Annotated in this window: 22 protein-coding genes; 8 read left to right on the top strand and 14 right to left on the bottom strand. The window is 70.6% G+C overall.

The window, feature by feature from the left end; all coding sequences use genetic code 11:
• Nucleotides 1–19: 19 nt before the first annotated feature.
• The 3 genes from RY94_RS15920 to RY94_RS15910 are packed head-to-tail and all read right to left on the bottom strand — an operon-like array spanning nt 20 to nt 4,906.
• Entirely contained in the window at nt 20–1,192 is a 1,173-nt protein-coding gene (locus tag RY94_RS15920) for an acyl-CoA dehydrogenase family protein (RefSeq protein ID WP_043447438.1), read from the bottom strand.
• On the bottom strand, nt 1,189–3,300 hold the full coding sequence (locus RY94_RS15915; protein ID WP_052274493.1) for an ATP-binding protein: 2,112 nt from the start codon (nt 3,298–3,300) through the stop codon (nt 1,189–1,191). Before RY94_RS15915 ends, RY94_RS15920 begins: the two co-directional genes overlap by 4 nt.
• 4 nt (nt 3,301–3,304) lie before the next feature.
• A complete protein-coding gene (locus RY94_RS15910) occupies nt 3,305–4,906 on the bottom strand; it encodes a carboxyl transferase domain-containing protein (protein ID WP_043447435.1) in 1,602 nt (533 codons plus the stop codon).
• Nucleotides 4,907–5,043: 137 nt separating this feature from the next.
• On the opposite strand from RY94_RS15910, the gene RY94_RS15905 reads away from it, so the two are divergent.
• From RY94_RS15905 to RY94_RS15895, 3 genes are all read left to right on the top strand, one after another.
• Nucleotides 5,044–5,655: a TetR/AcrR family transcriptional regulator gene (locus RY94_RS15905; RefSeq protein WP_043447432.1), complete on the top strand. Its 612-nt coding sequence runs from the start codon at nt 5,044–5,046 to the stop codon at nt 5,653–5,655.
• A 108-nt stretch (nt 5,656–5,763) separates the two neighbouring features.
• Entirely contained in the window at nt 5,764–6,231 is a 468-nt protein-coding gene (locus RY94_RS15900; protein ID WP_082046449.1) for a GNAT family N-acetyltransferase, read from the top strand.
• A gap of 39 nt (nt 6,232–6,270) precedes the next feature.
• The gene (locus RY94_RS15895) at nt 6,271–6,810 is read left to right on the top strand and encodes an SRPBCC domain-containing protein (RefSeq protein WP_043447429.1); all 540 of its coding nucleotides are present in this window, start codon (nt 6,271–6,273) and stop codon (nt 6,808–6,810) included.
• A 25-nt stretch (nt 6,811–6,835) separates the two neighbouring features.
• On the opposite strand, the gene RY94_RS15890 is transcribed toward RY94_RS15895, so the two are convergent.
• From RY94_RS15890 to pdhA, 3 genes are read right to left on the bottom strand one after another with little or no spacing between them, the layout of a single operon-like run.
• Nucleotides 6,836–8,248: a dihydrolipoamide acetyltransferase family protein gene (locus tag RY94_RS15890; protein WP_043447426.1), complete on the bottom strand. Its 1,413-nt coding sequence runs from the start codon at nt 8,246–8,248 to the stop codon at nt 6,836–6,838.
• A 2-nt stretch (nt 8,249–8,250) separates the two neighbouring features.
• Nucleotides 8,251–9,285, bottom strand: a complete 1,035-nt coding sequence (locus RY94_RS15885; protein WP_043447423.1) for an alpha-ketoacid dehydrogenase subunit beta — start codon at nt 9,283–9,285, stop codon at nt 8,251–8,253.
• Nucleotides 9,285–10,475, bottom strand: coding sequence for a pyruvate dehydrogenase (acetyl-transferring) E1 component subunit alpha (gene pdhA, locus RY94_RS15880; protein WP_082046448.1), 1,191 nt, complete (start codon nt 10,473–10,475; stop codon nt 9,285–9,287). The genes RY94_RS15885 and pdhA overlap by 1 nt, the downstream gene beginning before the upstream one ends.
• Nucleotides 10,476–10,663: 188 nt before the next feature.
• Here pdhA and RY94_RS15875 point away from each other — a divergent pair, with 188 nt between their 5' ends.
• Nucleotides 10,664–11,140 carry an Lrp/AsnC family transcriptional regulator gene (locus RY94_RS15875; RefSeq protein ID WP_043447420.1) on the top strand — a complete coding sequence of 159 codons (477 nt, stop codon included), beginning with the start codon at nt 10,664–10,666 and terminating at the stop codon, nt 11,138–11,140.
• 74 nt (nt 11,141–11,214) lie between these two features.
• Here RY94_RS15875 and RY94_RS15870 read toward each other — a convergent pair whose 3' ends face one another.
• Nucleotides 11,215–12,840: a solute symporter family protein gene (locus RY94_RS15870; RefSeq protein ID WP_043447416.1), complete on the bottom strand. Its 1,626-nt coding sequence runs from the start codon at nt 12,838–12,840 to the stop codon at nt 11,215–11,217.
• 8 nt (nt 12,841–12,848) lie between these two features.
• Nucleotides 12,849–13,232 (bottom strand): DUF485 domain-containing protein, encoded by a 384-nt coding sequence (locus RY94_RS15865; RefSeq protein ID WP_043447412.1) that lies wholly within the window; start codon nt 13,230–13,232, stop codon nt 12,849–12,851.
• A 211-nt stretch (nt 13,233–13,443) separates the two neighbouring features.
• On the opposite strand from RY94_RS15865, the gene RY94_RS15860 reads away from it, so the two are divergent.
• From RY94_RS15860 to RY94_RS15845, 4 genes are read left to right on the top strand one after another with little or no spacing between them, the layout of a single operon-like run.
• Complete coding sequence (locus RY94_RS15860) at nt 13,444–14,631, top strand: histidine kinase (protein WP_043447409.1); 1,188 nt, start codon at nt 13,444–13,446, stop codon at nt 14,629–14,631.
• A gap of 19 nt (nt 14,632–14,650) precedes the next feature.
• Nucleotides 14,651–15,370 carry a LytR/AlgR family response regulator transcription factor gene (locus RY94_RS15855; protein WP_043447407.1) on the top strand — a complete coding sequence of 240 codons (720 nt, stop codon included), beginning with the start codon at nt 14,651–14,653 and terminating at the stop codon, nt 15,368–15,370.
• A 16-nt stretch (nt 15,371–15,386) separates the two neighbouring features.
• Complete coding sequence (locus tag RY94_RS15850) at nt 15,387–15,773, top strand: membrane protein (RefSeq protein WP_043447404.1); 387 nt, start codon at nt 15,387–15,389, stop codon at nt 15,771–15,773.
• Nucleotides 15,766–17,265 (top strand): sodium/solute symporter, encoded by a 1,500-nt coding sequence (locus RY94_RS15845; RefSeq protein WP_043447401.1) that lies wholly within the window; start codon nt 15,766–15,768, stop codon nt 17,263–17,265. The genes RY94_RS15850 and RY94_RS15845 overlap by 8 nt, the downstream gene beginning before the upstream one ends.
• Before the next feature lies 1 nt (nt 17,266).
• Here the strand turns inward: RY94_RS15845 and RY94_RS15840 are convergent, their stop codons facing one another.
• The 6 genes from RY94_RS15840 to rpsB all read right to left on the bottom strand — a co-directional run bounded on the left by RY94_RS15840 (nt 17,267) and on the right by rpsB (nt 22,387).
• Entirely contained in the window at nt 17,267–17,845 is a 579-nt protein-coding gene (locus tag RY94_RS15840) for a DivIVA domain-containing protein (protein WP_043447398.1), read from the bottom strand.
• Between the two features lie 78 nt (nt 17,846–17,923).
• Nucleotides 17,924–18,934 (bottom strand): phosphatidate cytidylyltransferase, encoded by a 1,011-nt coding sequence (locus RY94_RS15835; RefSeq protein ID WP_082046447.1) that lies wholly within the window; start codon nt 18,932–18,934, stop codon nt 17,924–17,926.
• Entirely contained in the window at nt 18,934–19,491 is a 558-nt protein-coding gene (gene frr, locus RY94_RS15830; protein ID WP_043447395.1) for a ribosome recycling factor, read from the bottom strand. The genes RY94_RS15835 and frr overlap by 1 nt, the downstream gene beginning before the upstream one ends.
• 117 nt (nt 19,492–19,608) lie before the next feature.
• Nucleotides 19,609–20,349 (bottom strand): UMP kinase, encoded by a 741-nt coding sequence (pyrH, locus tag RY94_RS15825; protein WP_043447392.1) that lies wholly within the window; start codon nt 20,347–20,349, stop codon nt 19,609–19,611.
• Between the two features lie 177 nt (nt 20,350–20,526).
• Nucleotides 20,527–21,363 (bottom strand): translation elongation factor Ts, encoded by an 837-nt coding sequence (gene tsf / locus RY94_RS15820; RefSeq protein ID WP_043447389.1) that lies wholly within the window; start codon nt 21,361–21,363, stop codon nt 20,527–20,529.
• A gap of 76 nt (nt 21,364–21,439) precedes the next feature.
• Nucleotides 21,440–22,387: a 30S ribosomal protein S2 gene (gene rpsB / locus RY94_RS15815; protein WP_043447387.1), complete on the bottom strand. Its 948-nt coding sequence runs from the start codon at nt 22,385–22,387 to the stop codon at nt 21,440–21,442.
• Between the last annotated feature and the right edge of the window lie 17 nt (nt 22,388–22,404).

The following is a 22,404-nucleotide window of genomic DNA, read 5'->3' as shown; positions in this document are numbered from 1 at the left end:
CGTCGTCGGCCGGATGGACCTAGAGGCCGAGTTCCCTCGCGATGAGCATGAGCTGGACCTCCGTGGTCCCCTCACCGATCTCGAGGATCTTCGAGTCACGGTAGTGCCTCGACACCACGAACTCGTTGATGAAACCGTAGCCGCCGAAGATCTGTGTCGCATCGCGGGCGTTGTCCATGGCGGCCTCGCCGGCCACGAGCTTGGCGATGGACGCCTGCGTCTTGAACGGCTTGCCCGCGAGCATGCGGGACGCGGCGTCGTAGTAGGCGAGGCGCGCGGTGTGCGCGCGGACCTGCATACGGGCGATCTTGAACTGGATGGACTGGTAGGCGCCGATGGTGTTGCCGAAGGCCCTGCGCTCCCCGGCGTAGCGGATGGACTGTTCCACGCACCCCTGGGCCGCGCCGGTGGCGAGTGCGGCGATGGCGATGCGGCCCTCGTCGAGGATCTGCAGGAAGTTGGCGTAGCCGCGGCCACGCGTGCCGAGCAGGTTCGCCTCGGGGACACGGACGTCCTTGAGGGTCAGCGGGTGCGTGTCGGAGGCGTTCCAGCCCACCTTGTTGTAGGCCTTCTCCGCGGTGAACCCGGGCGTGTCCGTGGGGACGAGGATGGTGGAGATCTCCTTCTTCACCGAGCCGTCGGGCCGCTCGGAGGTGCCCGTGACGGCGGTGACGGTGACCAGGGACGTGATGTCGGTGCCGGAGTTGGTGATGAACTCCTTCGTGCCGTTGACCACCCACTCGGAACCGCCGGGCCCGTCCTCGAGCTTCGCCGTCGTCTTCGTGCCGGACGCGTCCGAGCCGGCCTCGGACTCCGTGAGGCCGAAACCACCCAGGGCCGAGCCCGACGCGAGGGACGGCAGCCACTGCTGCTTCTGCTCCTCGGTGCCGAACCGGTAGACGGGCATGGCGCCGAGGGATACGCCGGCCTCGAGCGTGATGGCGACGGACTGGTCCACGCGGGCCAGTTGCTCGAGGGCCAGGCACAGCGCGAAGTAGTCGCCGCCCATACCCCCGTACTGCTCGGGGAACGGGAGCCCGAAGAGGCCCATGTCCCCCATCTGCTTGACGACCTCGTACGGGAAGCTGTGTTCGGCGTCGTGCTTGGCGGAGACCGGCGCCACCACCTCGTCGGCGAACTCGCGGACGGTGTCCACGAGGTCCTGGTATTCCTCGCTCAGTTCGAAGTTCATGCTGCGTTCCCTTCCGTGGATCCTGCTGTGGGGGCGGTGCTGGAGGTGGAGCCGGGTACCGGGGCGGCCTCGATGGTGGCGACGATCTGCTGTGCCTTCACGAGGTCCCCGGGCTTGAGGGACAGGCGGACGACGCCGGACAGGCCGGCGGTGAGCTGGTGTTCCATCTTCATGGCCTCGACGGCCACGAGGACGTCGCCGGCCTCGACCGTCGCTCCGTCCGCGACCGCGACGGACACGACGGTCCCGGGCATGGGGCTGCGGACCAGCGGATCCGCGGCCCCCTCCTCCCGCGTGATGCGGGACCGTGCGGCGTCGACGAGTTCGCGGCGGCCGGGCCGGCGGATGCGCGTGGACCATCCGGCGTCGCCGATCCAGACGGTGTCGCCGTCGACCGCGTACGGGAGGCGCGACCGGATGCCGTCGAGGGTCGCGCCCGGCACGCCGGCCTCGACCGTGACGGCGATGGCGGGCGTGACGTCGTCGACCGTGGCGGTCCAGCCCGTGCCGTCGCGCAGCAGCGCGACGGGCGCCGTCCCGCCGTCGTACTCGAGGGGCACGGTGTGCGGGCGCGCCGGGCCGAGGCGGAAACCGTCCCCGCGGCGCCAGGGCGACCCGCCGCGGACCCCGGCTGCACCCTCGGCCTCGACGAGGAGGACGGCGGCGAGCGCCAGGTCCTGCGCGGTGACGCGCCGGAAGGCCAGGTCGGGGAGCTTCCGCTCGATGAGGGTGGTGTCGAGGCGCCCGGCCCGGACGTCGTCGTCCCCGATCAGCAGGCGCAGGTACTCGAGGTTGGTGTCCACGCCGAGGACCACCGTGCCGGCGAGCGCCGCGTCCAGGCGGTCGAGCGCCTGCGCGCGGTCGGCCCCCCAGGCGATCACCTTGGCGAGCATCGGATCGTACGACGACGAGACGGTGCCCCCGGGCAGCAGGGAACTGTCCACACGGATCCCGTCCCCGGCCGGTTCGGCGAGCGCCAGGATGCTGCCCGTGGACGGCAGGAAGCCGGCCTCCGGGTTCTCCGCGTACACGCGCGCCTCGACGGCGTGGCCGGTGAGGACGACGTCCTCCTGCGTGAGCGGCAGGCGCTCCCCCGCGGCGACGCGGATCTGCCATTCGACGAGGTCCACCCCGGTGACGAGCTCCGTGACCGGGTGCTCCACCTGCAGGCGCGTGTTCATCTCCATGAAGAAGAACTCGTCCGGCGCGGCATCGGAGACGAGGAACTCGACCGTCCCGGCACCCGTGTAGTCCACGCTGCGGGCGGCGTTGCACGCGGCCTCGCCGATCCGCAGGCGCGTGGCCTCGTCGAGCAGGGCCGACGGCGCCTCCTCGATCACCTTCTGGTGGCGGCGCTGCAGCGAGCACTCGCGCTCGCCGAGGTGGATCACGGTGCCGTGGGAGTCGGCGAGGACCTGCACCTCGATGTGGCGGGGCCTCTCGATGAGGCGTTCCAGGAACAGGGTGTCGTCGCCGAAGGCGCGGGCGGCCACACGGCGGGCGGTCGTGAGCACCTCGGGCAGGTCCTCGGCGCGGTGGACGGCGTGCATCCCCTTGCCGCCGCCTCCCGCGGAGGGCTTGATGAGCAGCGGGAACCCGACGGCGGCGGCCTCACGGATCAGGTCCTCGTCCGTCAGGCCCGGCTCGGCGATGCCCGGGACCACGGGCACGCCGAACCCGGCCACGTGGTTCTTGGACCGGATCTTGTCCCCCATGACGTCGAGGGAGTGGACGCTCGGGCCGATGAAGACGATCCCGGCCTCCTGCAGCGCATCGGCGAAGGCGGCGTTCTCGCTGAGGAACCCGTACCCGGGGTGGACCGCCTCGGCTCCCGTGCGCCGGCAGGCCTCGACGACGGCGGGGATGGAGAGGTAGCTCTCCGACGGTGCGGCGGCGCCGAGGCGGACGGCGACGTCCGCTTCGAGGACGTGGCGGGCGCCGGCGTCGGCGTCGCTGTACACGGCGACCGAGCGCAGGCCCAGCGCGCGGACGGACCGGATGACGCGGCAGGCGATCTCCCCGCGGTTGGCCACGAGGACGGTGTCGAAGGGCCACGCGGCGGTCGGGGTCGGGTCGGGCATCGTGTCGGGGGTCGGGCTGGGGGTCATCTGGTCACATCCGGAAGAGGCCGAAGGAGGTATCGGGCAGGGGCGCGTTGGCGCAGACCTCGAGGGCGAGGCCGAGGACGGTGCGGGTGTCGGCGGGGTCGATCACGCCGTCGTCCCAGAGCCGCGCCGTCGAGTAGTAGGGGTTGCCCTGCGCCTCGTACTGGGCGCGGATGGGCGCGCGGAACGCCTCCTCGTCCTCGAGCGCCCATTCCTCGCCGCGGGCCTCGAGCTGGTCGCGGCGGACGGTGGCGAGGACCGAGGACGCCTGGTTGCCGCCCATGACGGAGATGCGGGCGGCGGGCCACATCCACAGGAAGCGGGGCGAGAACGCCCTGCCGCACATGGAGTAGTTCCCGGCGCCGAAGGACCCGCCGACGACGACGGTCAGTTTCGGCACGCGCGCGGTGGCGACCGCGGTGACCATCTTGGCGCCGTTCTTCGCGATGCCGCCGGCCTCGTAGTCCCTGCCGACCATGAAGCCGGAGAGGTTCTGCAGGAAGACGAGGGGGACGCCGCGCTGGTCGCAGAGCTCGATGAAGTGGGCGCCCTTGAGCGCGGACTCGCTGAACAGGACGCCGTTGTTGGCGACGATGCCCACGCGGTGCCCGTGGATGGTCGCGAAGCCCGTGACGAGCGTGGTCCCGTAGTCGCGCTTGAACTCGTGGAAGAGCGATCCGTCGACGAGGCGCGCGATGATCTCGCGGGCGTCGTAGGAGGCGTTGACGTCCGTGGGCACGGCCCCGTAGAGCCCGTCCTCCGCGACGGCCGGCGCGAGGACCGGCACGGACGGCACAAGGGTGGCGGGCGGCAGGGTGGCGATGATGTCGCGGACGATCTCGAGCGCGTGCTCGTCGTTGTCGGCCAGGTGGTCCGTCACGCCGGAGACCCGGGCGTGCACGTCGCCGCCGCCGAGCTCCTCCGCGGTCACCACCTCGCCGATCGCGGCCTTCACGAGCGGCGGTCCGCCCAGGAAGATGGTGCCCTGGTTGCGGACGATCACGGTCTCGTCGCTCATGGCCGGGACGTAGGCGCCGCCGGCGGTGCAGCTCCCCAGCACCGCGGCGATCTGCGGGATCTTGCGCGCCGACATGGTGGCCTGGTTGTAGAAGATGCGGCCGAAGTGGTTGCGGTCCGGGAACACGTCGTCCTGGCGGGGCAGGAACGCTCCGCCGGAATCGACGAGGTAGACGCACGGCAGGTTGTTCTCGAGGGCGATCTCCTGTGCGCGGAGGTGCTTCTTCACCGTCATCGGGTAGTAGGTGCCGCCCTTGACGGTGGCGTCGTTCGAGATCACGAGGACGTGGCGCCCGTGCACCAGGCCGATCCCGGCGATCACGCCCGCCCCCGGGCACTCGTCGTCGTACATGCCGTTCGCCGCCAGCGGCGCGATCTCGAGGAACGGGCTGCCGTCGTCGAGGAGCCGGTCGATGCGCTCGCGCGGGAGGAGCTTGCCGCGTGCGACGTGCCGCTCCCGCGACCGCTCGGGTCCGCCGAGGGCGCCCGTGGCGAGGCGCGCGCGGAGGTCCTCGACGAGCGCGGTCTGGGCGGCATGGTTCGCGGTGAACGCCGTTGAGAGCGGATCCACCTTCGACGTCAGGGTCTCCATCGACAACTTCCTCGGGCACGGTTCAGTTAGCACACACTAACCGGTTTCAGGTTAGTGGTCATTAACCCGGAAGTCCATCAGAATGAGGGGGACATTTCCCTTGGACACGACCGGAACCACACCAGACGAGGACCCGCATGGAGGCATCGCCAATCGAAGAGCGCGTGACCGGCCGGAGCATCGCCAAGGCCACACGGCGCACCGCGCTGCTCCGGGCCGCCGCCACGCTGTTCGCGGAGCGGGGCTACAACGGCGTGTCCATCGAGGACCTCGGCGCCGCAGCCGGGGTGAGCGGACCCGCCGTCTACCGGCACTTCGCGGGCAAGCCCTCGGTGCTCGCCGCCCTGCTCACCGGGGTCAGCGAGGACCTGCTCGACGGCGGGCGAGAGGTCGCCGGGGCGGCCGTGTCACCCGAGGAGGCCCTGAAGGGCCTCATCCGGTTCCAGGTGGAGTTCGCCGTGAGCCACGCCGATGTCATCCGCGTCCAGGACCGCGACCTCGGCGCGCTGGCGGCCGACGACCAGCGCGCCGTGCGGTCCCTGCAGCGCACCTATGTCCAGGTGTGGGTCGACGAGCTGGCCGCCTACCGGCCGGACACCGAGGCGTCGCTGCTGCGGCGCAAGGTGCACGCCGTGTTCGGGCTGATCAACTCGACCCCGCACACCACCCACCGTCCCAGTTCCGCACGTGAACTCGCCGCGTTCCGGGACCTCCTGGAGCAGATGGCGTGGGCGGCGCTGACGGTGTGACGGACCGCGCCCCACCCGGGCCGCGGGCCGCCCCGCCTAGTACGCTGAAGCACGAGAAGTTCCTGCCGCGCCGACCGCCCGGCCACACCACCGACTGAAGGTACCGCCGTGATCACGCTACGTCCCGTTGAAGCCACCGACCTCGACGAGTTCTTCTCGCACCAGCTGGACCCGAGCGCCAACCACATGGCCGCCTTCGGGGCCAAGAACCCGTCCGACCGCGGCGTGTTCGACAACCACTGGCAGGACATCCTCAACGACCCCCGGATCACGGTGCGCACCATCCTCTCCGACGGTGACGTGGTGGGCAGCATCCTCGCCTATCACGACGGCGAGACGCCCGAGATCAGCTACTGGATCGACCGGTCCCGCTGGGGGCAGGGGATCACCACCGCCGCCGTCGGCCAGTTCCTCAACGAGGTGACGCAGCGGCCCATCCGCGCCCGCGCGGTCGCCGACAACGTGAGCTCCATCCGCATCCTCGAGCGCTGGGGGTTCCGGCAGGTCGGCGAGACGCAGGGCTTCGCCCCCGCCCGGGGCGCCGTGGTCAGGGAACTCATCCTCGAACTGCCGTAGCACTGCCGTAGCACTGCCGAGCCGCCAGGAGGACACCGCGTGAGCACCACCCCGCTCGGCCGCCGCGAGACACGCAACGGCGTGGAGCGGATCGTCTTCACGCGCACGTTCGCCGCGCCGATCGCCGACGTGTGGGCCGCCTGTACCGAGCCGCGGCGGATGGAGCGCTGGATCGGCACGTGGACGGGGAACCCGGCCTCCGGCGACGTCGTCTTCCGGATGACCGCCGAGGGCGAGGACGTGCCCGAGGAGGTCTACCTCGTCGAGACCTGCGAGCCGCCGCGCCGCCTCGAGGTCCGCAGCCGCGACAGCGCCCCCTTCTCGGCCGACGGATCCGGTCCGCGCATCGCCTGGCAGCACACCCTGGAGCTCGGCGAGGCGGACGGGCTGACGACCCTCGTCTTCACCCAGGCCGTCCCCGACGGCCCGGTCGGCGCGGCCATGGCCGCCGGCGTCGGACCCGGGTGGGACTACTACCTCGACCGTCTCGGTGCCGCGATCGGCGGCGCCGACCCCGGGACGATCCTGTGGGAGCCCTACCTCGAGCGCTCCGAGAGCTACCGCAGCCTCTACTCGTAGCGCCGTGGCCCGCCGGCGGGGCCGGTCAGACCATCGCCAGGACCATCGCCGGGTTCCTCAGGATGGTGCCGACGTCCGCCAGGAAGCGTGAGCCCTGCTCGCCGTCCACGAGCCGGTGGTCGAAGGACAGGCTGAGCGTCATCACGGACCGCAGGGCGATCTCCCCCCGGTACTCCCACGGCGTGGTGCGGACGGCGCCCATCGCGAGGATCGCCGCCTCCCCCGGGTTGAGGATCGGCGTGCCGGCGTCGATGCCGAAGACACCGATGTTCGTGATGGAGAGGGTGCCGCCCGTGAGATCGGCCGGCGGCGTCCTGCCGGCCCTGGCGGTCTCGGTCAGGGCCCCGAGCGCCTGGGCGAGGTCCTTCAGGGTCAGCGCCTGCGCGGCCTTGATGTTCGGTACGAGCAGTCCGCGCGGCGTCGCGGCGGCGATCCCCAGGTTCACGTCCGCGTACTGCACGATCTCCTGTGCCTGCTCGTCCCAGGACGAGTTGAGGGTCGGGTTGCGCGCGATGGCGATGCACACGGCCTTCGCCACGACGGTCAGCGGCGTCACCCGGGTGCCCTCGAAGGCGCGGCCGGCCCTGAGTTCCGCGAGCAGCTCCATGGTCGGCGTGACGTCGATCGTCAGGAACTCGGTGGCGTGCGGGGCCGAGAACGCACTGGCCACCATGGCGGCCGCCGTGTGCTTCCGCATGCCACGGATCGGTGTCCGGATCTCCCCGGCGCTCGAGCGGACCGGGAGGGGCTCCGGCGAGGCCGGCGCCGCAGCGGGTCCGGCCGGACTCCCCCCCGTGCCCGCGAGCGCGGCCAGCACGTCCGCCCGGGTGATGAGCGCGCCGGGACCTGTACCCGTCAGGGCGTCGAGGGAGACGCCGAGGTCGCGTGCCAGCTTGCGGACGGGCGGCGTCGACCGCGGCCGCTCACGATGCCCGGACGCCGCAGGGTGCGGGGTGCTCGCTGCGGGCTGCTGGACTGCTGCCGGGTGCGGGGCGCCGACCGCCGGGAGGACGCGGCCGCGCCGCTGCGGGCGGCCGCCCTTCTCCACGGCGGCTCCGTAGCCCACGAGGTTCGGCTCGCGCCGGGCGGGCGCCGGCTCGTCGGGCGGCGGCCCGGCAGGCACCGGCCCGCGGGTGGCCGACGGCGGGGTCGGGACGTCGTCGGGCCCGGAGGAACCGGCCACCTCGAACGAGACGATCGGCGCTCCGACGTCGACGACGCTCCCCGCCGCCTCGTGCAGCCGCACCACCACGCCGGCGTAGGGCGACGGCAGTTCGACGACGGCCTTCGCGGTCTCGACGTCGGCGATGATCTGGTTGAGCTCCACGGTGTCACCCTCGGCGACGTGCCACTGGACGATCTCCGACTCCGTCAGCCCCTCCCCCAGGTCGGGCAGGCGGAACTCGCGGATGCTGGTGGTGGTCCTCGACGCGGTCACGGTCACTGTCCTGCTCCCTGGCTGCCATCCGGGCGGTCGAGTCCGCTGAGGGAGTTCGGCCGGCGCAGGGCGCGGTCCACTCCGTCGAGGATCCTGTCGAGGTCCGGGAGGTGGTGGAATTCGAGTTTCGAGTACGGGTAGGGGATGTCGAAGCCCGTGACGCGCACGGGCGCGTGCTCCAGGTAGTCGAAGCACCGCTCCGTGATGCTCGCGGCGATCTCCGCTCCGAGCCCGCCGGACTGCGCGGCCTCGTGCGTGACGACGAGCCGGCCCGTCTTCCGCACCGAGGCCTCGACCGTCGCGAAGTCGATCGGCGCGAGCGAGCGCAGGTCGATCACCTCGATCGAGATGCCGTCGTCGGACGCCGCGACGGCGGCGTCGCGGGCGGTCGGGACCAGCGGACCGTAGGTCACGAGCGTGACATCGGTCCCCTCAGTGACCACGCGCGCGGCACCCATGTCCGACGACGCCGGATCCACGCCCTCGTCCACCTCGCCCTTGACGTGGTAGCGCCGCTTGGGCTCGAAGTAGAGGACGGGATCGTCGCTCGCGATGGCCTGCTGGATCATCGTGTAGGCGTCCTGCGGGTTGGAGACGCTGACCACCCGCAGGCCGGAGGTGTGGGTGAAGTAGGCCTCCGGGGACTCGGAGTGGTGCTCCGGGGAGCCGATGCCGCCGCCGAAGGGCACGCGGATGGTGATCGGCATCTTCACGGCACCCTGCGTGCGGTAGTGCAGCTTGGCCACCTGGCACACGATCTGGTCGAACGCCGGGTAGATGAAGCCGTCGAACTGGATCTCGACGACCGGCCGGTACCCGCGGTACGCCATGCCGACGGCAGTGCCCATGATGCCGGCCTCGGCGAGCGGGCTGTCCATGACGCGGTGTGGCCCGAAGTCCTTCTGCAGGCCGTCGGTGATGCGGAAGACGCCCCCGAGCTTGCCGATGTCCTCACCCATGAGGATCACCTTGGGGTCGTCGTCCATGGCGCGGCGGAGACCGGCGGTGATCGCGCGGCCGAAGGTCATGGTGGACATCAGCGGGGTCCTTCCTGGGGTGCCTGGGCGAAGGAGGCGAGGTAGCGCTCGTAGTGGTCCTGCTGGCGGTCCAGCCACGAGTTCGGCGTGCTGTACACGTGCCTGAACACGTCCGACGGCGCGGGTTCCGGCATGGACAGGCAGCCTTCCCGCAGCTCGGCGGCCACGGAATCGGCCTTCGCCTTCACGGAGTCCGTGTACTCGGCCTCCAGCAGGCCGAGGGAGTCGAGCAGGGTCGCGAGGCGGGCCAGCGGGTCGCGCGCCGCCCAGTCCTCGAGCTCGTTGGCGTCCCGGTAGCGCGTGGGATCGTCAGCCGTCGTGTGGGGCCCCATGCGGTACGTGACGGCCTCGACGAAGGTGGGGCCACCGCCGGAACGGGCGCGGGCGAGGGCCTCCCGGGTCACGGCGAGGCACGCCAGGACGTCGTTGCCGTCCACGCGCACGGACGGGATGCCGAAGCCGGGCGCCCTGCGCGCGATCGGCACGTGCGCCTGCAGCCCTACCGGCTCGGAGATGGCCCAGTGGTTGTTCTGGCAGAAGAAGATCACCGGCGCCTGGTAGCTGGCGGCGAAGACCATGGCCTCGTTGACGTCGCCCTGGCTCGTGGCGCCGTCACCGAAGTAGGCCACCGCCACGGAATCGGCGCCGTCGTTGATGATGCCCATCGCGTACCCCGTGGCGTGGAGGGTCTGTGCCCCGATGATGACCTGCGGGGTGGCCATGTTGATCGTGTACGGGTCCCAGCCCGAGGACGCGTTGCCCCGCCAGACCCGGAGGATGTCCGCGAGGTCCACGCCCCGGCAGTAGGCCACGGCGTTCTCCCGGTAGCTGGAGAACACGAAGTCGTCCTCGCGGAGGGCGCGACCGGACCCGATCTGCGCCGCCTCCTGTCCCAGCAGCGGCGGCCAGAGGGCCAGCTCCCCCTGGCGCTGGAGCGCGGTGGCCTCGGCGTCGATGCGACGTACCACCACCATGTCCTCGTAGAGCTTCTGCAGCGCGGCGCCGTCGATGTCGGCCACGAGTCCGTCGTAGTGTGCGTTGGCGTGGCGGACACCGAGGTGGTCGATGAGCTGGACGAGGTCGTCCGCCCCCGTGTGGGCGGGGCCCGGGAGCACCGTCCCGCCCGCCGGTGCGGCGTCGTCGATCCCGCCGGTGGATCCCGGTCCTGGCCGGGTGCCGTCCTGAGCCATTGCACGCAACCTTCGCAGTTCGCAGAGGACCCTCCGCCGGCTGTCCGCACGGCTGGGAGGGAATCCGGGCGCCGTTGCCCGGAGTGGTTGTGACCCTACTCACACCGTACAGGCGGCACAACCGTAACGCTCTCGACTGAGCAGAGTGCCCTGTAGGAGCCTCGGGGGCCGTGTTAGCGTTGCGCACTATGCACCCCCTCGACCTCACCGACACACGCCTGCTGCAGGCCCTGGCGAAGGACCCCCGGCGCACCGTCGTCGCCCTCGCCCAGAAGCTCGGCCTCTCCCGGAACACGGTCCAGGCGAGGATGGCACAGCTCGAGAAGAAGGGGGTCTTCCTCTCCTTCGAGCGGCGCATCAGCACCGTGGCCCTCGGCTACCCCCTGACGGCGTTCATCCACGTCCATGTGCAGCAGCAGAAGCTCGCGGCCATCACCCGCAGCATCGAGGCGGTGCCCGAGGTCATCGAGGCCTTCGGCCTGACCGGGCAGGCCGACATCCTGGTCCGTGTGGTCGCCGTCGACGCCGAGGACCTCTTCCGGATCAACGGCAAGATCCTCGCGTGCGACGGCGTGGAGCGCTGCGACACCTCCCTGGCCATGGGCGAGCTGATCCCGTTCCGGGTCGAGCCGCTGCTGGCCCGCGGACCGCGACCGACGTCCTGATCGTCCCTCCATGAACGGACGAAGCCGCCCCACCATGCGGCGGGGCGGCTTCGGTCGTGCTCGGGTGGACCGGATCAGTGGTCGGTGGCCTTCTCGGCTCCGACACCGGTCAGCGAGCGCACCTCCATCTCGGCCTGCTTCATCGGGTCCTCCGGGGTCCGGGAGAGCGTGGTGCCCAGCCAGCCGAGGAAGAACGCGAGCGGGATCGAGACGATGCCCGGGTTGCTGAGCGGGAACAGCGAGAAGTCCGCGCCCTGGATCATCGACTTCTCGCCGCCGGAGACGACGGGCGAGAGGGCGATCAGCAGGATGGCCGAGCCGAGGCCGCCGTACATGCTCCAGACCGCGCCCTGGGTGTTGAACTTCTTCCAGAACAGCGAGTAGAGGATGGTCGGCAGGTTGGCGCTGGCCGCCACGGCGAAGGCGAGCGCCACGAGGAACGCGACGTTCTGCCCCTGCGCACCGATGCCGCCAAGGATGGACAGCAGGCCGATCACGACGACGGTGCGGCGGGCCACCTTGACCTCGCCGTCGGGGTTGACCTTGCCCTTGCGGATGACGCTCGCGTAGATGTCGTGGGCGAAGGAGGCCGCGGCGGTGATGGTCAGGCCTGCGACGACCGCGAGGATCGTGGCGAAGGCGACGGCGGAGATGAGGCCGAGGAGGATCGACCCGCCGAGCTCGTAGGCGAGCAGCGGGGCCGCCGAGTTCACGCCGCCCGGAGCGGCCAGGATGCGGTCCGAGCCGATCAGCGCGCTGGCGCCGTAGCCGAGCACGAGCGTGAAGAGGTAGAACGCACCGATGAGCCAGATGGCCCAGACCACGGACCGGCGGGCCTCCTTCGCCGTCGGGACGGTGTAGAAGCGCATGAGCACGTGCGGCAGGGCCGCGGTGCCGAGCACCAGCGCGAGCGCCAGCGAGAGGAAGTCGAGCCGCGTGATGGAGCTGAGGCCGTACTGCAGGCCGGGGCTGGTGATGGCCGCGTTGCCGGAGGTCTCGATCGCCGCGCCGAGCAGCGTGGAGAGGTTGAAGCCGTGCAGGGCCAGGACCCAGATGGTCATGATGAACGCGCCGGCGATCAGCAGGCAGGCCTTGATGATCTGCACCCAGGTGGTGCCCTTCATGCCGCCGATGAGGACGTACATGATCATGAGCACGCCGACGACGGTGATGACCAGGGACTGGCCGAGGCGGTCGTCGATGCCGAGCAGAAGCGAGACGAGTCCACCGGCGCCCGCCATCTGCGCGAGGAGGTAGAAGAAGCAGACCGCCAGCGTGGTGATGGCCGCTGCGATGCGGACGGGACGCTGCTTCAGGCGGAAGGAGAGCACGTCCGCCATGGTGAACTTGCCGGTGTTGCGGAGGAGCTCCGCGACCAGCAGCAGCGCCACGAGCCACGCGACGAGGAACCCGATCGAGTACAGGAAGCCGTCATAGCCGTTGATGGCGATCGCGCCGACGATGCCGAGGAACGACGCCGCCGAGAGGTAGTCGCCCGCGATGGCGGTGCCGTTCTGCCCGCCGGTGAAGGAGCGGCCCGCGGCGTAGTAGTCGGCCGCGGTCTTGTTGTTGCGGCTCGCCCGGAGCACGATCACCAGGGTGACGGCGACGAACAGTCCGAAGATGGTGATGTTGAGCAGCGGCGAGCCGACCGTCGTCGTCTCCGTGGTCTGGAGCGGGACGCGGACGCCCGCACTCATGAGAGGGATCATTTCTTTCCGCCTGACGGGTCGATGAACGCTTCGGGGGCCGCTTCCTCGAGCTCGTGCCGGAGGTTCGCGGCGATGGGGTCGAGGCGCCGGTTGGCATAGCTGACGTACCACATGGTGATGGCGAAGGTGCTGACGAACTGCAGCAGCCCCAGGATGATGCCGATGTTGATGTTGCCGACCACGGGCGTGGCCATGAAGTCGATCGCGTAGGCGGCCAGCAGCACGTAGGCGAAGTACCAGAGCAGGAAGAACACTGCCATGGGGAAGACGAAACTGCGGTGGCGCTTGCGCAGTTCCCTGAACTGCTCGGTCTGCTGGACTTCGGTGAAGTCGACGGCAGGACCGGAGCCGGTGTCCGGCTCTCCTGGGTGCGAGCCCATGGTTCCTCCTTCTAGGTCGGGAGTCACTCCAGCCGCGAGGGCGGCACCGTCGCAACACAGGGAGGCACGTCGGTGTGACTCCCATCACTGTGCGGGACGGCCGCGGGTCGCACCAGCCGGACACGGGCGTTCGTCGCCGAGCGCGCCGGTAGGTGCGGTGAACGGTCATCCGGCGGGACGACCGGGGAGCTCGGGCGGATACGCTGGAGCCATGTTCAGCGCCGCCGTCGACACCGCCCTGGTGTGCGCCGTCGTCGTCATCACCCTCGCCGTGGTCGCCTCGCTCGGCTTCCGGCTGTCGCGCTCGTACCGGGACCTCGGGTCCGACGCCGACCGCGCCACCTACGCCACGCTCCACACCGCCTCCCTGGCCTCCGAGCACCTGCGCGAGGGACTCACTCCGGCGGGGGCGTCGAAGGCGAGCCGGTACCTGCACGGACTCCTGCGGTGCGATGTCCTCATGATCAGCGACGACGCCGGGGTGCTCGCCTGGGACGGCGGGCGCGGGACGCCGCCGGACGTGATGCCCCTGGTCCGGCAGGTCCTCGAGAGCGGCCGCACCCAGATCTTCCGGCGCCAGCACCTCGAGGCCGCGGGGCTGGCGGAGCCCGGCGAGCTGGTCCTCTCCCCCGTCCGCGTCGACGACCGCGTGGTCGGCACCGTCGGGGCCGTCGCCGAGGACGTCAACGCCGGCCTCGTCCGGGCCACGAACGAGCTCGCCGGGTGGGTGTCCACCCAGGTGGAGCTCGCCGAGCTGGACTACTCGCGCCGGCTCCTCGCGGAGGCGGAGGTGCGGGCCCTGCGGGCGCAGATCAGCCCGCACTTCATCTACAACTCGCTCAACGCGATCGCGTCCTTCATCAACACGGATCCGCAGCGTGCCCGCGACCTCGTGGTCGAGTTCGCCGACTTCACGCGCTACTCCTTCCGCCGCCACGGCGACTTCACGACCGTCGCGGAGGAGCTGCGCAGCATCGACCGCTACCTCCTGCTGGAACGCGCCCGGTTCGGCGACCGGCTCAAGGTCAGCCTCGAGATCGGCCCGGAGGTCCTCAGCACCGTCATCCCGTTCCTCAGCCTCCAGCCGCTCGTCGAGAACGCGGTGCGCCACGGCCTCGATTCGAAGGACGGCATCGGGAACATCACGATCACCGCGCACGACGTCGGGGCCTTCGCCGAGGTGACCATCGAGGACGACGGCGTGGGGATCGAACCCGACCACCTCCGGTCCGTGCTGGCCGGGCACACGGAGGGCGTGCACGTGGGCCTGCGCAACGTCGACTCCCGCCTGCGCCAGGTGTACGGCGACGACCACGGGCTGATCATCGACACCGCGCCCGGCGCCGGGACGCTCATCACGATGCGCGTGCCCAAGTCGCAGCCCGACCACCGGGCGTGAAACGCGTAATCTAGGACGCATGCTCACTGTGGTCGTCGCCGACGATGAACTCCCCGCCGTCGAGGAACTGGCGTTCCTGCTCGGCAGGGACGCGCGGGTGGGGACCATCCACCGCGCCTCCAGCGGCGCGGAGGCGCTGAGGGCCCTCGAGCAGCACAGCGTCGACGCCCTGTTCCTCGACATCCACATGCCGTCCCTCTCGGGGCTGGACATCGCCCGGGTGATCTCCCGCTTCAGCCGTCCGCCCGCCGTCGTGTTCGTCACCGCCGACGAGGACCGCGCCCTGGAGGCCTTCGAGCTGCGCGCCGTCGACTACCTGCTGAAGCCCGTGCGCACCGAGCGCCTCGCGGAATCGGTCCGCCGGGTGTGCGAGCTGATGGAGGGCTCGACGCCGGCGCCGGAGGTCATCACCGTGGACCAGGGGGGCGTCAGCCGCATGATCAGGCGCGACGACGTGCGCTACGTCCAGGCGCAGGGCGACTACGCGCGCCTGCACACGTCCGAGGCGAGCTACCTCATCCGGATCCCGCTCAACGACCTCGAGCGCCAGTGGGCCGAGGCAGGCTTCCTCCGCACGCACCGCTCCTACCTCGTGGCGATGGACCAGGTCCGGAAGGTCCGGATCAGCGCCGGCCGGGCGAGCCTGTTCGTCGGCGACGCCGAGCTGCCGGTCAGCCGCCGGCACCTCCCCGATGTCCGCGAGAAGCTCGAGGCCACCCGCCTCCGGCCGGGCCAGTGAGCCCCGAAGCCCCCCGATGACGCAGGAGCAGCCGGAGCCGCCCCGCCGTGTCCGGGTGACCGCCCCGAGGACGGCCGCCCGCGCAACCGGGGCGTCCTTCCCCGTGGCCCGCGAGATGGCCGAGCAGTCCGAGCTGGGCCAGCTGTTCGTCGCCTCCCTGATCCGGTCGCAGCTGCGCCTCGCCCTCGTGGTGGCGGGCGGCTTCCTGGTGATCCTGATGGGCATCCCGGTGCTGCTCGCGGTGTTCCCGGACATCGAGGCGATGACCGTCCTGACGGTCCCCGTCCCCTGGCTGATCCTCGGCCTCGGGGTGTACCCGCTCGTCATCGGCTGCGCGGTCCTCTACGTACGCAGCGCCTCCCGCAACGAGCGGCGCTTCCAGGACCTCGTCGACGATGACTGACGCGCTCGACGCCGGCAGCCTGCACCTCAGCCCCGCCGTCGGCTACACGGCCCTGCTCCTCGTGGCCCTCAGCACCGTGCTGATCGGCATCTACGGCCTGCGGATCTCCCGGACCACCGGGGATTTCTACGTCGCCTCCCGGACGGTCCGCCCCTGGTGGAACGCCTCCGCGATCGGCGGCGAATACCTGTCCGCCGCGAGCTTCCTCGGCGTCGCCGGGCTCATCCTCATCTCCGGGGTGGATGCCCTCTGGTTCCCGATCGGGTACACCGCCGGCTACCTGATGCTCCTGCTGTTCGTCGCCGCGCCGCTGCGCCGCTCGGGCGCCTACACCATCCCCGACTTCGCGCAGGCACGCCTGGACTCGCTGATGGTGCGCCGCGTGACGAGCATGCTCGTCGTCGTCGTCGGCTGGCTGTACATCGTGCCGCAGCTCCACGGTGCGGCCCTGACGGTGCAGATCACCACGGGGCTGCCGTCGTGGGTGGGACCGCTCGCCGTCGTCGTCGTGGTGTGCCTGAGCGTGGTCACGGGCGGCATGCGCTCCATCACGTTCGTCCAGGCCTTCCAGTACTGGCTGAAGCTGACGGCCCTCGCCGTCCCGGCGGCGTTCATCCTGTTCCGCCTGGGAGCCGACGGGGCGTCGGTCACGGCGGGCGGCAGCGCGTTCACGACCGACCTGAACACGACGGCGCACGCCTCCCTGTACGGCACGATCTCGCTCGTCATCGCGCTGCTGTTCGGCACCCTCGGGCTCCCCCACGTGCTGGTGCGCTTCTACACGAACCCCGACGGGGCGTCGGCGCGGCGCACCACGGTGCTCGTGCTCGGCCTGCTCTCGGTCTTCTACCTGTTCCCCACCGTGTACGGGATCCTCGGGCGGATCCACACCCCCGAACTCGCGGCGGGAGGCGCCGCGGACGCGACGGTCCTCCTGCTCCCCGGGCGCATCTTCGACGGCGCGACGGGCGACCTGCTGTCCGCCCTGGTGACCGCGGGAGCCTTCGCCGCGTTCCTGTCCACGACGAGCGGCCTCGTGGTCTCCCTCGCCGGCGTGATCAGCCAGGAGTTCTTCCAGGGCAGCGTGACGGGCTTCCGGCGGGCCGCACTGCTGTCCACGATCGTCCCCCTGGTGATCGCCCTCCTCACCGACACCCTCGCGCTGGCCGGAAGCGTCGGGTCCGTGTTCGCGTTCACCGCCTCCACCATCTGCCCGCTGCTGCTGCTGGGCATCTGGTGGCGGGGCCTCACGGACGCCGGCGCGATCGCGGGGATGCTCGTCGGCGCCGTCCTGTGCGGCGGGGCTATCGCCGCCACCGCCCTGCTGGGGCCCGAGGCGGACGACCGCTGGGTGTGGATCAGCCAGCCGGCCCTGTGGACGGTACCGGCGGCGTTCCTCACCATGGTGCTCGTGTCGCGCGCCACGGCGGGACGGCGGCCGGCGACGGCGTCGCGCGTCCTGGCGCGCCTCCACACGCCCGAACCGCGCTAGGTCAATCGATCCCGGCCATCAGCTCGATGACGCGGTCCAGGAAGGCGTCCACCTGGGCCTCCTCGTAGCCGTCCGCTCCCCGGGCCTCACGGAACACGGCGCGGCGGACGACGTCGACGCTCATCGGGACATGGTTCTCGAGGTACTGCAGGAGGTCGTCGCACAGGCGGTCGACGTCCTCGACGCTGTAGCTCGGGGTGCCCTGCTTCGAGGGGCGGCGGAAACGTTCGCCCGCCGGGCGGTGGAGCCTGCGGCGGAGCACGGCGGCGGTCCGGCCGATCTGCCGCAGCCACGCGTGCTCGCCCTCCGTCCTGATCAGGTAGTCGCGTTCCCGCTGCGCGAGGACGTCCTCGAGCCGGTCCAGGGCGGCGTCGACGGCCTGCGGTTCGTACCCGCCGCGGGCCGGGTCGAAGGCCATGGAGCGGACGTCCCCGCTGGTGATGGCGTCCGCCGCCGGACCCTCCCCGTCGTAGGAGGTGCGTGCCCTGGTCAGGAAGCGGTCCACCTGGCGGGTGTTGTAGCCGACCTCCCGGCGTCCGACGCGCGCGAACGGGGGGCTGTCGGGGCGAGCGAGGTCCATGTGGGCTGATCCTTCCGCCTGAGCCATCGAGGGACAGTCAAGGACCCGCGGGCCCCGGGATCCCCCGCCGGCCTGCGGTCAGAGCAACCCCGGTACCAATGTAGCGGACAGCAGATACGCCACCGGACACGCCAGGACGATCGAATCGAGCCGGTCCATCACACCGCCGTGACCGGGGAGGATGGTGCCCATGTCCTTCACGCCGAGCTCCCGCTTGATCATCGACTCGGCGAAGTCGCCGGCGGTGGCCGAGGCGACGACGACGACCGCGAGGGCCAGTCCGATCCACAGCGGCTGACCGAGCAGGAGCACCGCGCACAGCCCGCCGATGATCATCGCACCGCCGATGGAGCCGCCGAAGCCCTCCCAGGACTTCTTGGGGCTGATCTTCGGCGCCATGGGGTGCTTGCCGAAGAACGCTCCGACCAGGTACCCGAAGGTGTCGTTCGCGACCACGAGCAGCAGGATCGTGGCGATGACGAGGTAGCCTTCGTCCGCCCGCATCAGGAGCATCGCGAAGCTCATCATGAACGGCACCCAGAGCAGGGTGAACGTCCCGGCCATGAGGCTCTTCGCGGCATCCGGTGCGGGGTCGAGCGAGCGCCACAGGAAGATGACGACGACGGCGGCGACGGTCGCTGCGGCGAGCCCCTCGGGGCCGGCGAAGTAGGCGGAGAACGGGAGCACGAGTGTCCCCGCCATGGTCGGCACGAACGGCACGCGGATGCGGCGCAGGCCCAGCGCCCGGGAGATCTCCCACACGCCCACGGCCGCGAAGAGGGTCACGATGCCCGCGAAGACGACCGGGAAGAACAGCAGTCCCACCAGGACGGGGATCAGGAGTCCCGCGCCCACGCCGATCGCCGCCGGGAGGTTGCGCCCGGCACGCGACGGGGCACCGGGATCGCGGGCCGGCCGGCGCCGCTTCAGCAGTCCGGACCCGGACGTCCCGCCGGCGCGCCGTGCCCGGCGGGAGCCGGCGGCATCGCCCGGGGCGGCACCGGCGAGGGGCGCCGCGGCGGTCGCTGTCCCGGCGTCGGGCTCCGGGACACGCCCGAGGCCCGCGCCGGGAGGATTGTGATCTGCCATCAGACCTCGAGCAGCTCCGTTTCCTTGCGCTTCAGGAGCTCGTCGATGAGGTCCACGCGCGCCTTGGTCATCGCGTCGAGTTCCTTCTCCGCACGCGAGCCCTCGTCCTCACCGGCGTCGCCGTCCTTGACGGCCTTGTCGATGCCGTCCTTGGCCTTGCGGCGGACGTTGCGGATGGAGATCTTGGCGTCCTCGGCCTTGGTCTTCACCAGCTTCACGTACTCCTTGCGACGCTCCTGCGTCAGCTCGGGCAGGACCACCCGGATCACGTTGCCGTCGTTGGACGGGTTCGCGCCGAGATCGGAGTCGCGCAGCGCACGCTCGATGTCGTTGAGGGAGGCACGGTCGAACGGGGTGATGAGCAGGGTGCGCGCCTCCGGGTTCTGGAAGGACGCGAGCTGCTGCAGCGGGGTGGGGGCGCCGTAGTACATGACGACCACCTTGGAGAACAGGGAGGCGTTGGCGCGGCCCGTACGGACCGTCGCGAAGTCCTCCTTTGCGACCTCCACGGCCTTGTCCATCTTGTCGGTGGCTTCCAGCAGGGTCTCTTCGATCACAATGTCTCCTTCGATCTGCAGTCGGCTGCACGGCAACCGTTCCAGTGGTCAATCCTAGTTCAACGGCGCACCGCGCCCGGGCGCGGCCCGGTGCGGCGGCGCCGTTCCTCCTCCGGGTCAGGTGGTGACGAGGGTGCCGAGCTTCTCGCCCCGGATGGCGCGCGTGACGTTGCCCTCGCCCTGCATCCCGAAGACCACCATGGTCAGGTTGTTGTCCTTGCACATGGTCATGGCCGTCTGGTCCATCACGCGGATGTCCCGGCGAAGCGCCTCGTCGTAGGACAGGCTCTCGAGCTTCTCCGCCGTCGGGTCCTTGTGCGGATCCGCGGTGTAGACGCCGTCGACGCCGCTCTTGGCCATGAGGACCTCGTCCGCGTGCACTTCCAGCGCACGCTGGGCCGCGACCGTGTCGGTGGAGAAGTAGGGCAGGCCGGCGCCGGCACCGAAGATGACCACGCGGCCCTTCTCGAGGTGGCGGATGGCGCGCCGCGGGATGTACGCCTCGGCGACCTGGCCCATGGTGATGGCGCTCTGCACGCGCGTCTCCACACCGGCCTGCTCGAGGAAGTCCTGCAGGGCCAGGCAGTTCATGACCGTGCCGAGCATGCCCATGTAGTCGGCGCGGGAGCGGTCCATGCCGCTCTGCGACAGCTCGGCACCGCGGAAGAAGTTGCCGCCGCCCACGACGATCGCCACCTCGACGTCGCCGACGGTCGCGGCGATCTGCTCGGCGATCCCGCGGACGGTGTCCGGGTCGACGCCCAGCTTGCCGCCGCCGAAGACCTCACCGGAGAGCTTGAGCAGGACCCGGCGCCGCCCCGTGGGACGACCCGTCGGAGCAGTGGAAGTGGTGTCCATGAAGTGCCTCCCGGGCATTGTGCTGTGGGCCGGTCCTGGTCGGACGGCCGGTGGTGCGAAGGTGGGATGGTGCCGGACCCGTTACAGGATACGGCGCGCCTCCCGGGCGCAGGAAAGGGCGGCCACCTCGAGGGGTGGCCGCCCTTCACCGTCGTGCTGTCGACCCGGCCTGGAGGACTAGGCTCCGACGCGGAACCGTGCGAAGGCCGTGGCCTTGGCATCGGCCTCGGTGAGGACCGCGGCGACGGACTTCTTCGCGTCCTTGGCGAAGGCCTGGTCAACCAGGACACCCTCCTTGAAGAAGCCGGTGAGGCGTCCTTCGACGATCTTCGCGAGGGCCTGCTCGGGCTTGCCCTCGGCACGGGCCGTCTCGTCGGCGATGCGACGCTCCGATTCGACGAGCTCGGCGGGGACGTCCTCGCGCGTCAGGTAGGTGGGCGAGTACGCGGCGATGTGGACGGCCACGTCGTGCGTCGCCGTGACGGCGGCGTCGCCCGAACCCTCGACGGCGAAGAGCACGCCGACCTGGGCGGGGAGGTCCTTGGACGTCTTGTGCAGGTAGGCATCGACGATCTGGCCCTCGATGCGGGCGACGCGGCGGACGTCGACCTTCTCGCCGAGCAGCGCGCCGGCTTCGATGACGTGCTCGGAGACGGGCTTGCCGTCCAGCTCGAACGCCAGGAGGGACTCGACGTCGGTGGCGCCGGACTCGACGGCCGCACCGAGCACCTTGTTGGAGAACTCGATGAAGGGGCCGGCCTTGGCGACGAAGTCGGTCTCGCAGTTGACCTCGATCATGACCCCGACGTTGCCGTCGACGCGAGCGGCGACGAGGCCCTCGGCGGTCGAACGGCCTTCGCGCTTGGTGGCGCCCTTGAGGCCCTTGATGCGGATCAGTTCCAGGGCCTTGTCGGCGTCGCCGTTGGCCTCGTCGAGGGCCTTCTTGACGTCCATCATGCCTGCGCCCGTGCGCTCGCGCAGGGCCTTGATGTCAGCGGCAGTGAAATTTGCCATATGAACTCCTAAGTTGAGGTGGATCGGAACATGCGTAAGGGGCGTGGTTTGACCCACACCCCTTACGCATCGAGGACTACTTGGTGTCGCTGGCGGCTTCCGTGGCGGGAGCTACTGCTTCGGGGACTTCCTCGGCGATGGGAGCCTGCAGGCCTGCGGGCGCCTCCTCGACGGCGGGAGCCTCGGCGGCGGGGGTCTCGGCTGCAGCTTCGGGAGCTGCGGCTTCGGTCGCCTCGGGCGCGGCAGCGGCGGCGTCGGAGTTGCCCTGGAGCAGTTCACGCTCCCACTCGGCCATGGGCTCGTCGGCAGCGGCCTCGTTGTTGCCCGACCGGTTGTGGCGGGCCATGAGGCCCTCGGCCACGGCGTCGGCGACGACCCGCGTCAGCAGGTTGACGGCGCGGATGGCGTCATCGTTGCCCGGGATCGGGAAGTCGACCTCGTCGGGATCGCAGTTGGTGTCGAGGATCGCGACGACGGGGATGTTGAGCTTCTTCGCCTCGTCGATGGCGAGGTGCTCCTTCTTGGTATCGACGACCCACACGACCGAGGGGGCCTTGGTCAGGTTGCGGATACCACCGAGGTTGCTCTGCAGCTTCGTGAGCTCACGCTTGAGGAGCAGGAGCTCCTTCTTGGTGTGGCCCGAACCGGCGACGTCGTCGAAGTCGATCTCTTCGAGTTCCTTCATGCGCTGGATGCGCTTGGAGACCGTCTGGAAGTTGGTGAGCATGCCGCCGAGCCAACGCTGGTTGACGTAGGGCTGGCCGACGCGCGTGGCCTGGTCGGCGATCGCTTCCTGGGCCTGCTTCTTGGTGCCGACGAAGAGCACGGTGCCGCCGTGGGCGACGGTGGCCTTGACGAACTCGTAGGCGCGGTCGATGTAGCCCAGCGACTGCTGGAGATCGATGATGTAGATGCCGTTGCGCTCGGTGAAGATGAAGCGCTTCATCTTCGGGTTCCAACGGCGGGTCTGGTGACCGAAGTGGACGCCGCTGTCGAGCAGCTGGCGCATGGTTACGACTGGCATGTCATGCCTTTCTTCAG

Origin of the sequence: Arthrobacter sp. L77, assembly GCF_000816565.1 — a bacterium.
Lineage (GTDB): Bacteria > Actinomycetota > Actinomycetes > Actinomycetales > Micrococcaceae > Arthrobacter_D > Arthrobacter_D antioxidans.
Note: the sequence above shows the minus strand (reverse complement) of the source record. Positions and strands in the feature narration are given on the sequence as shown.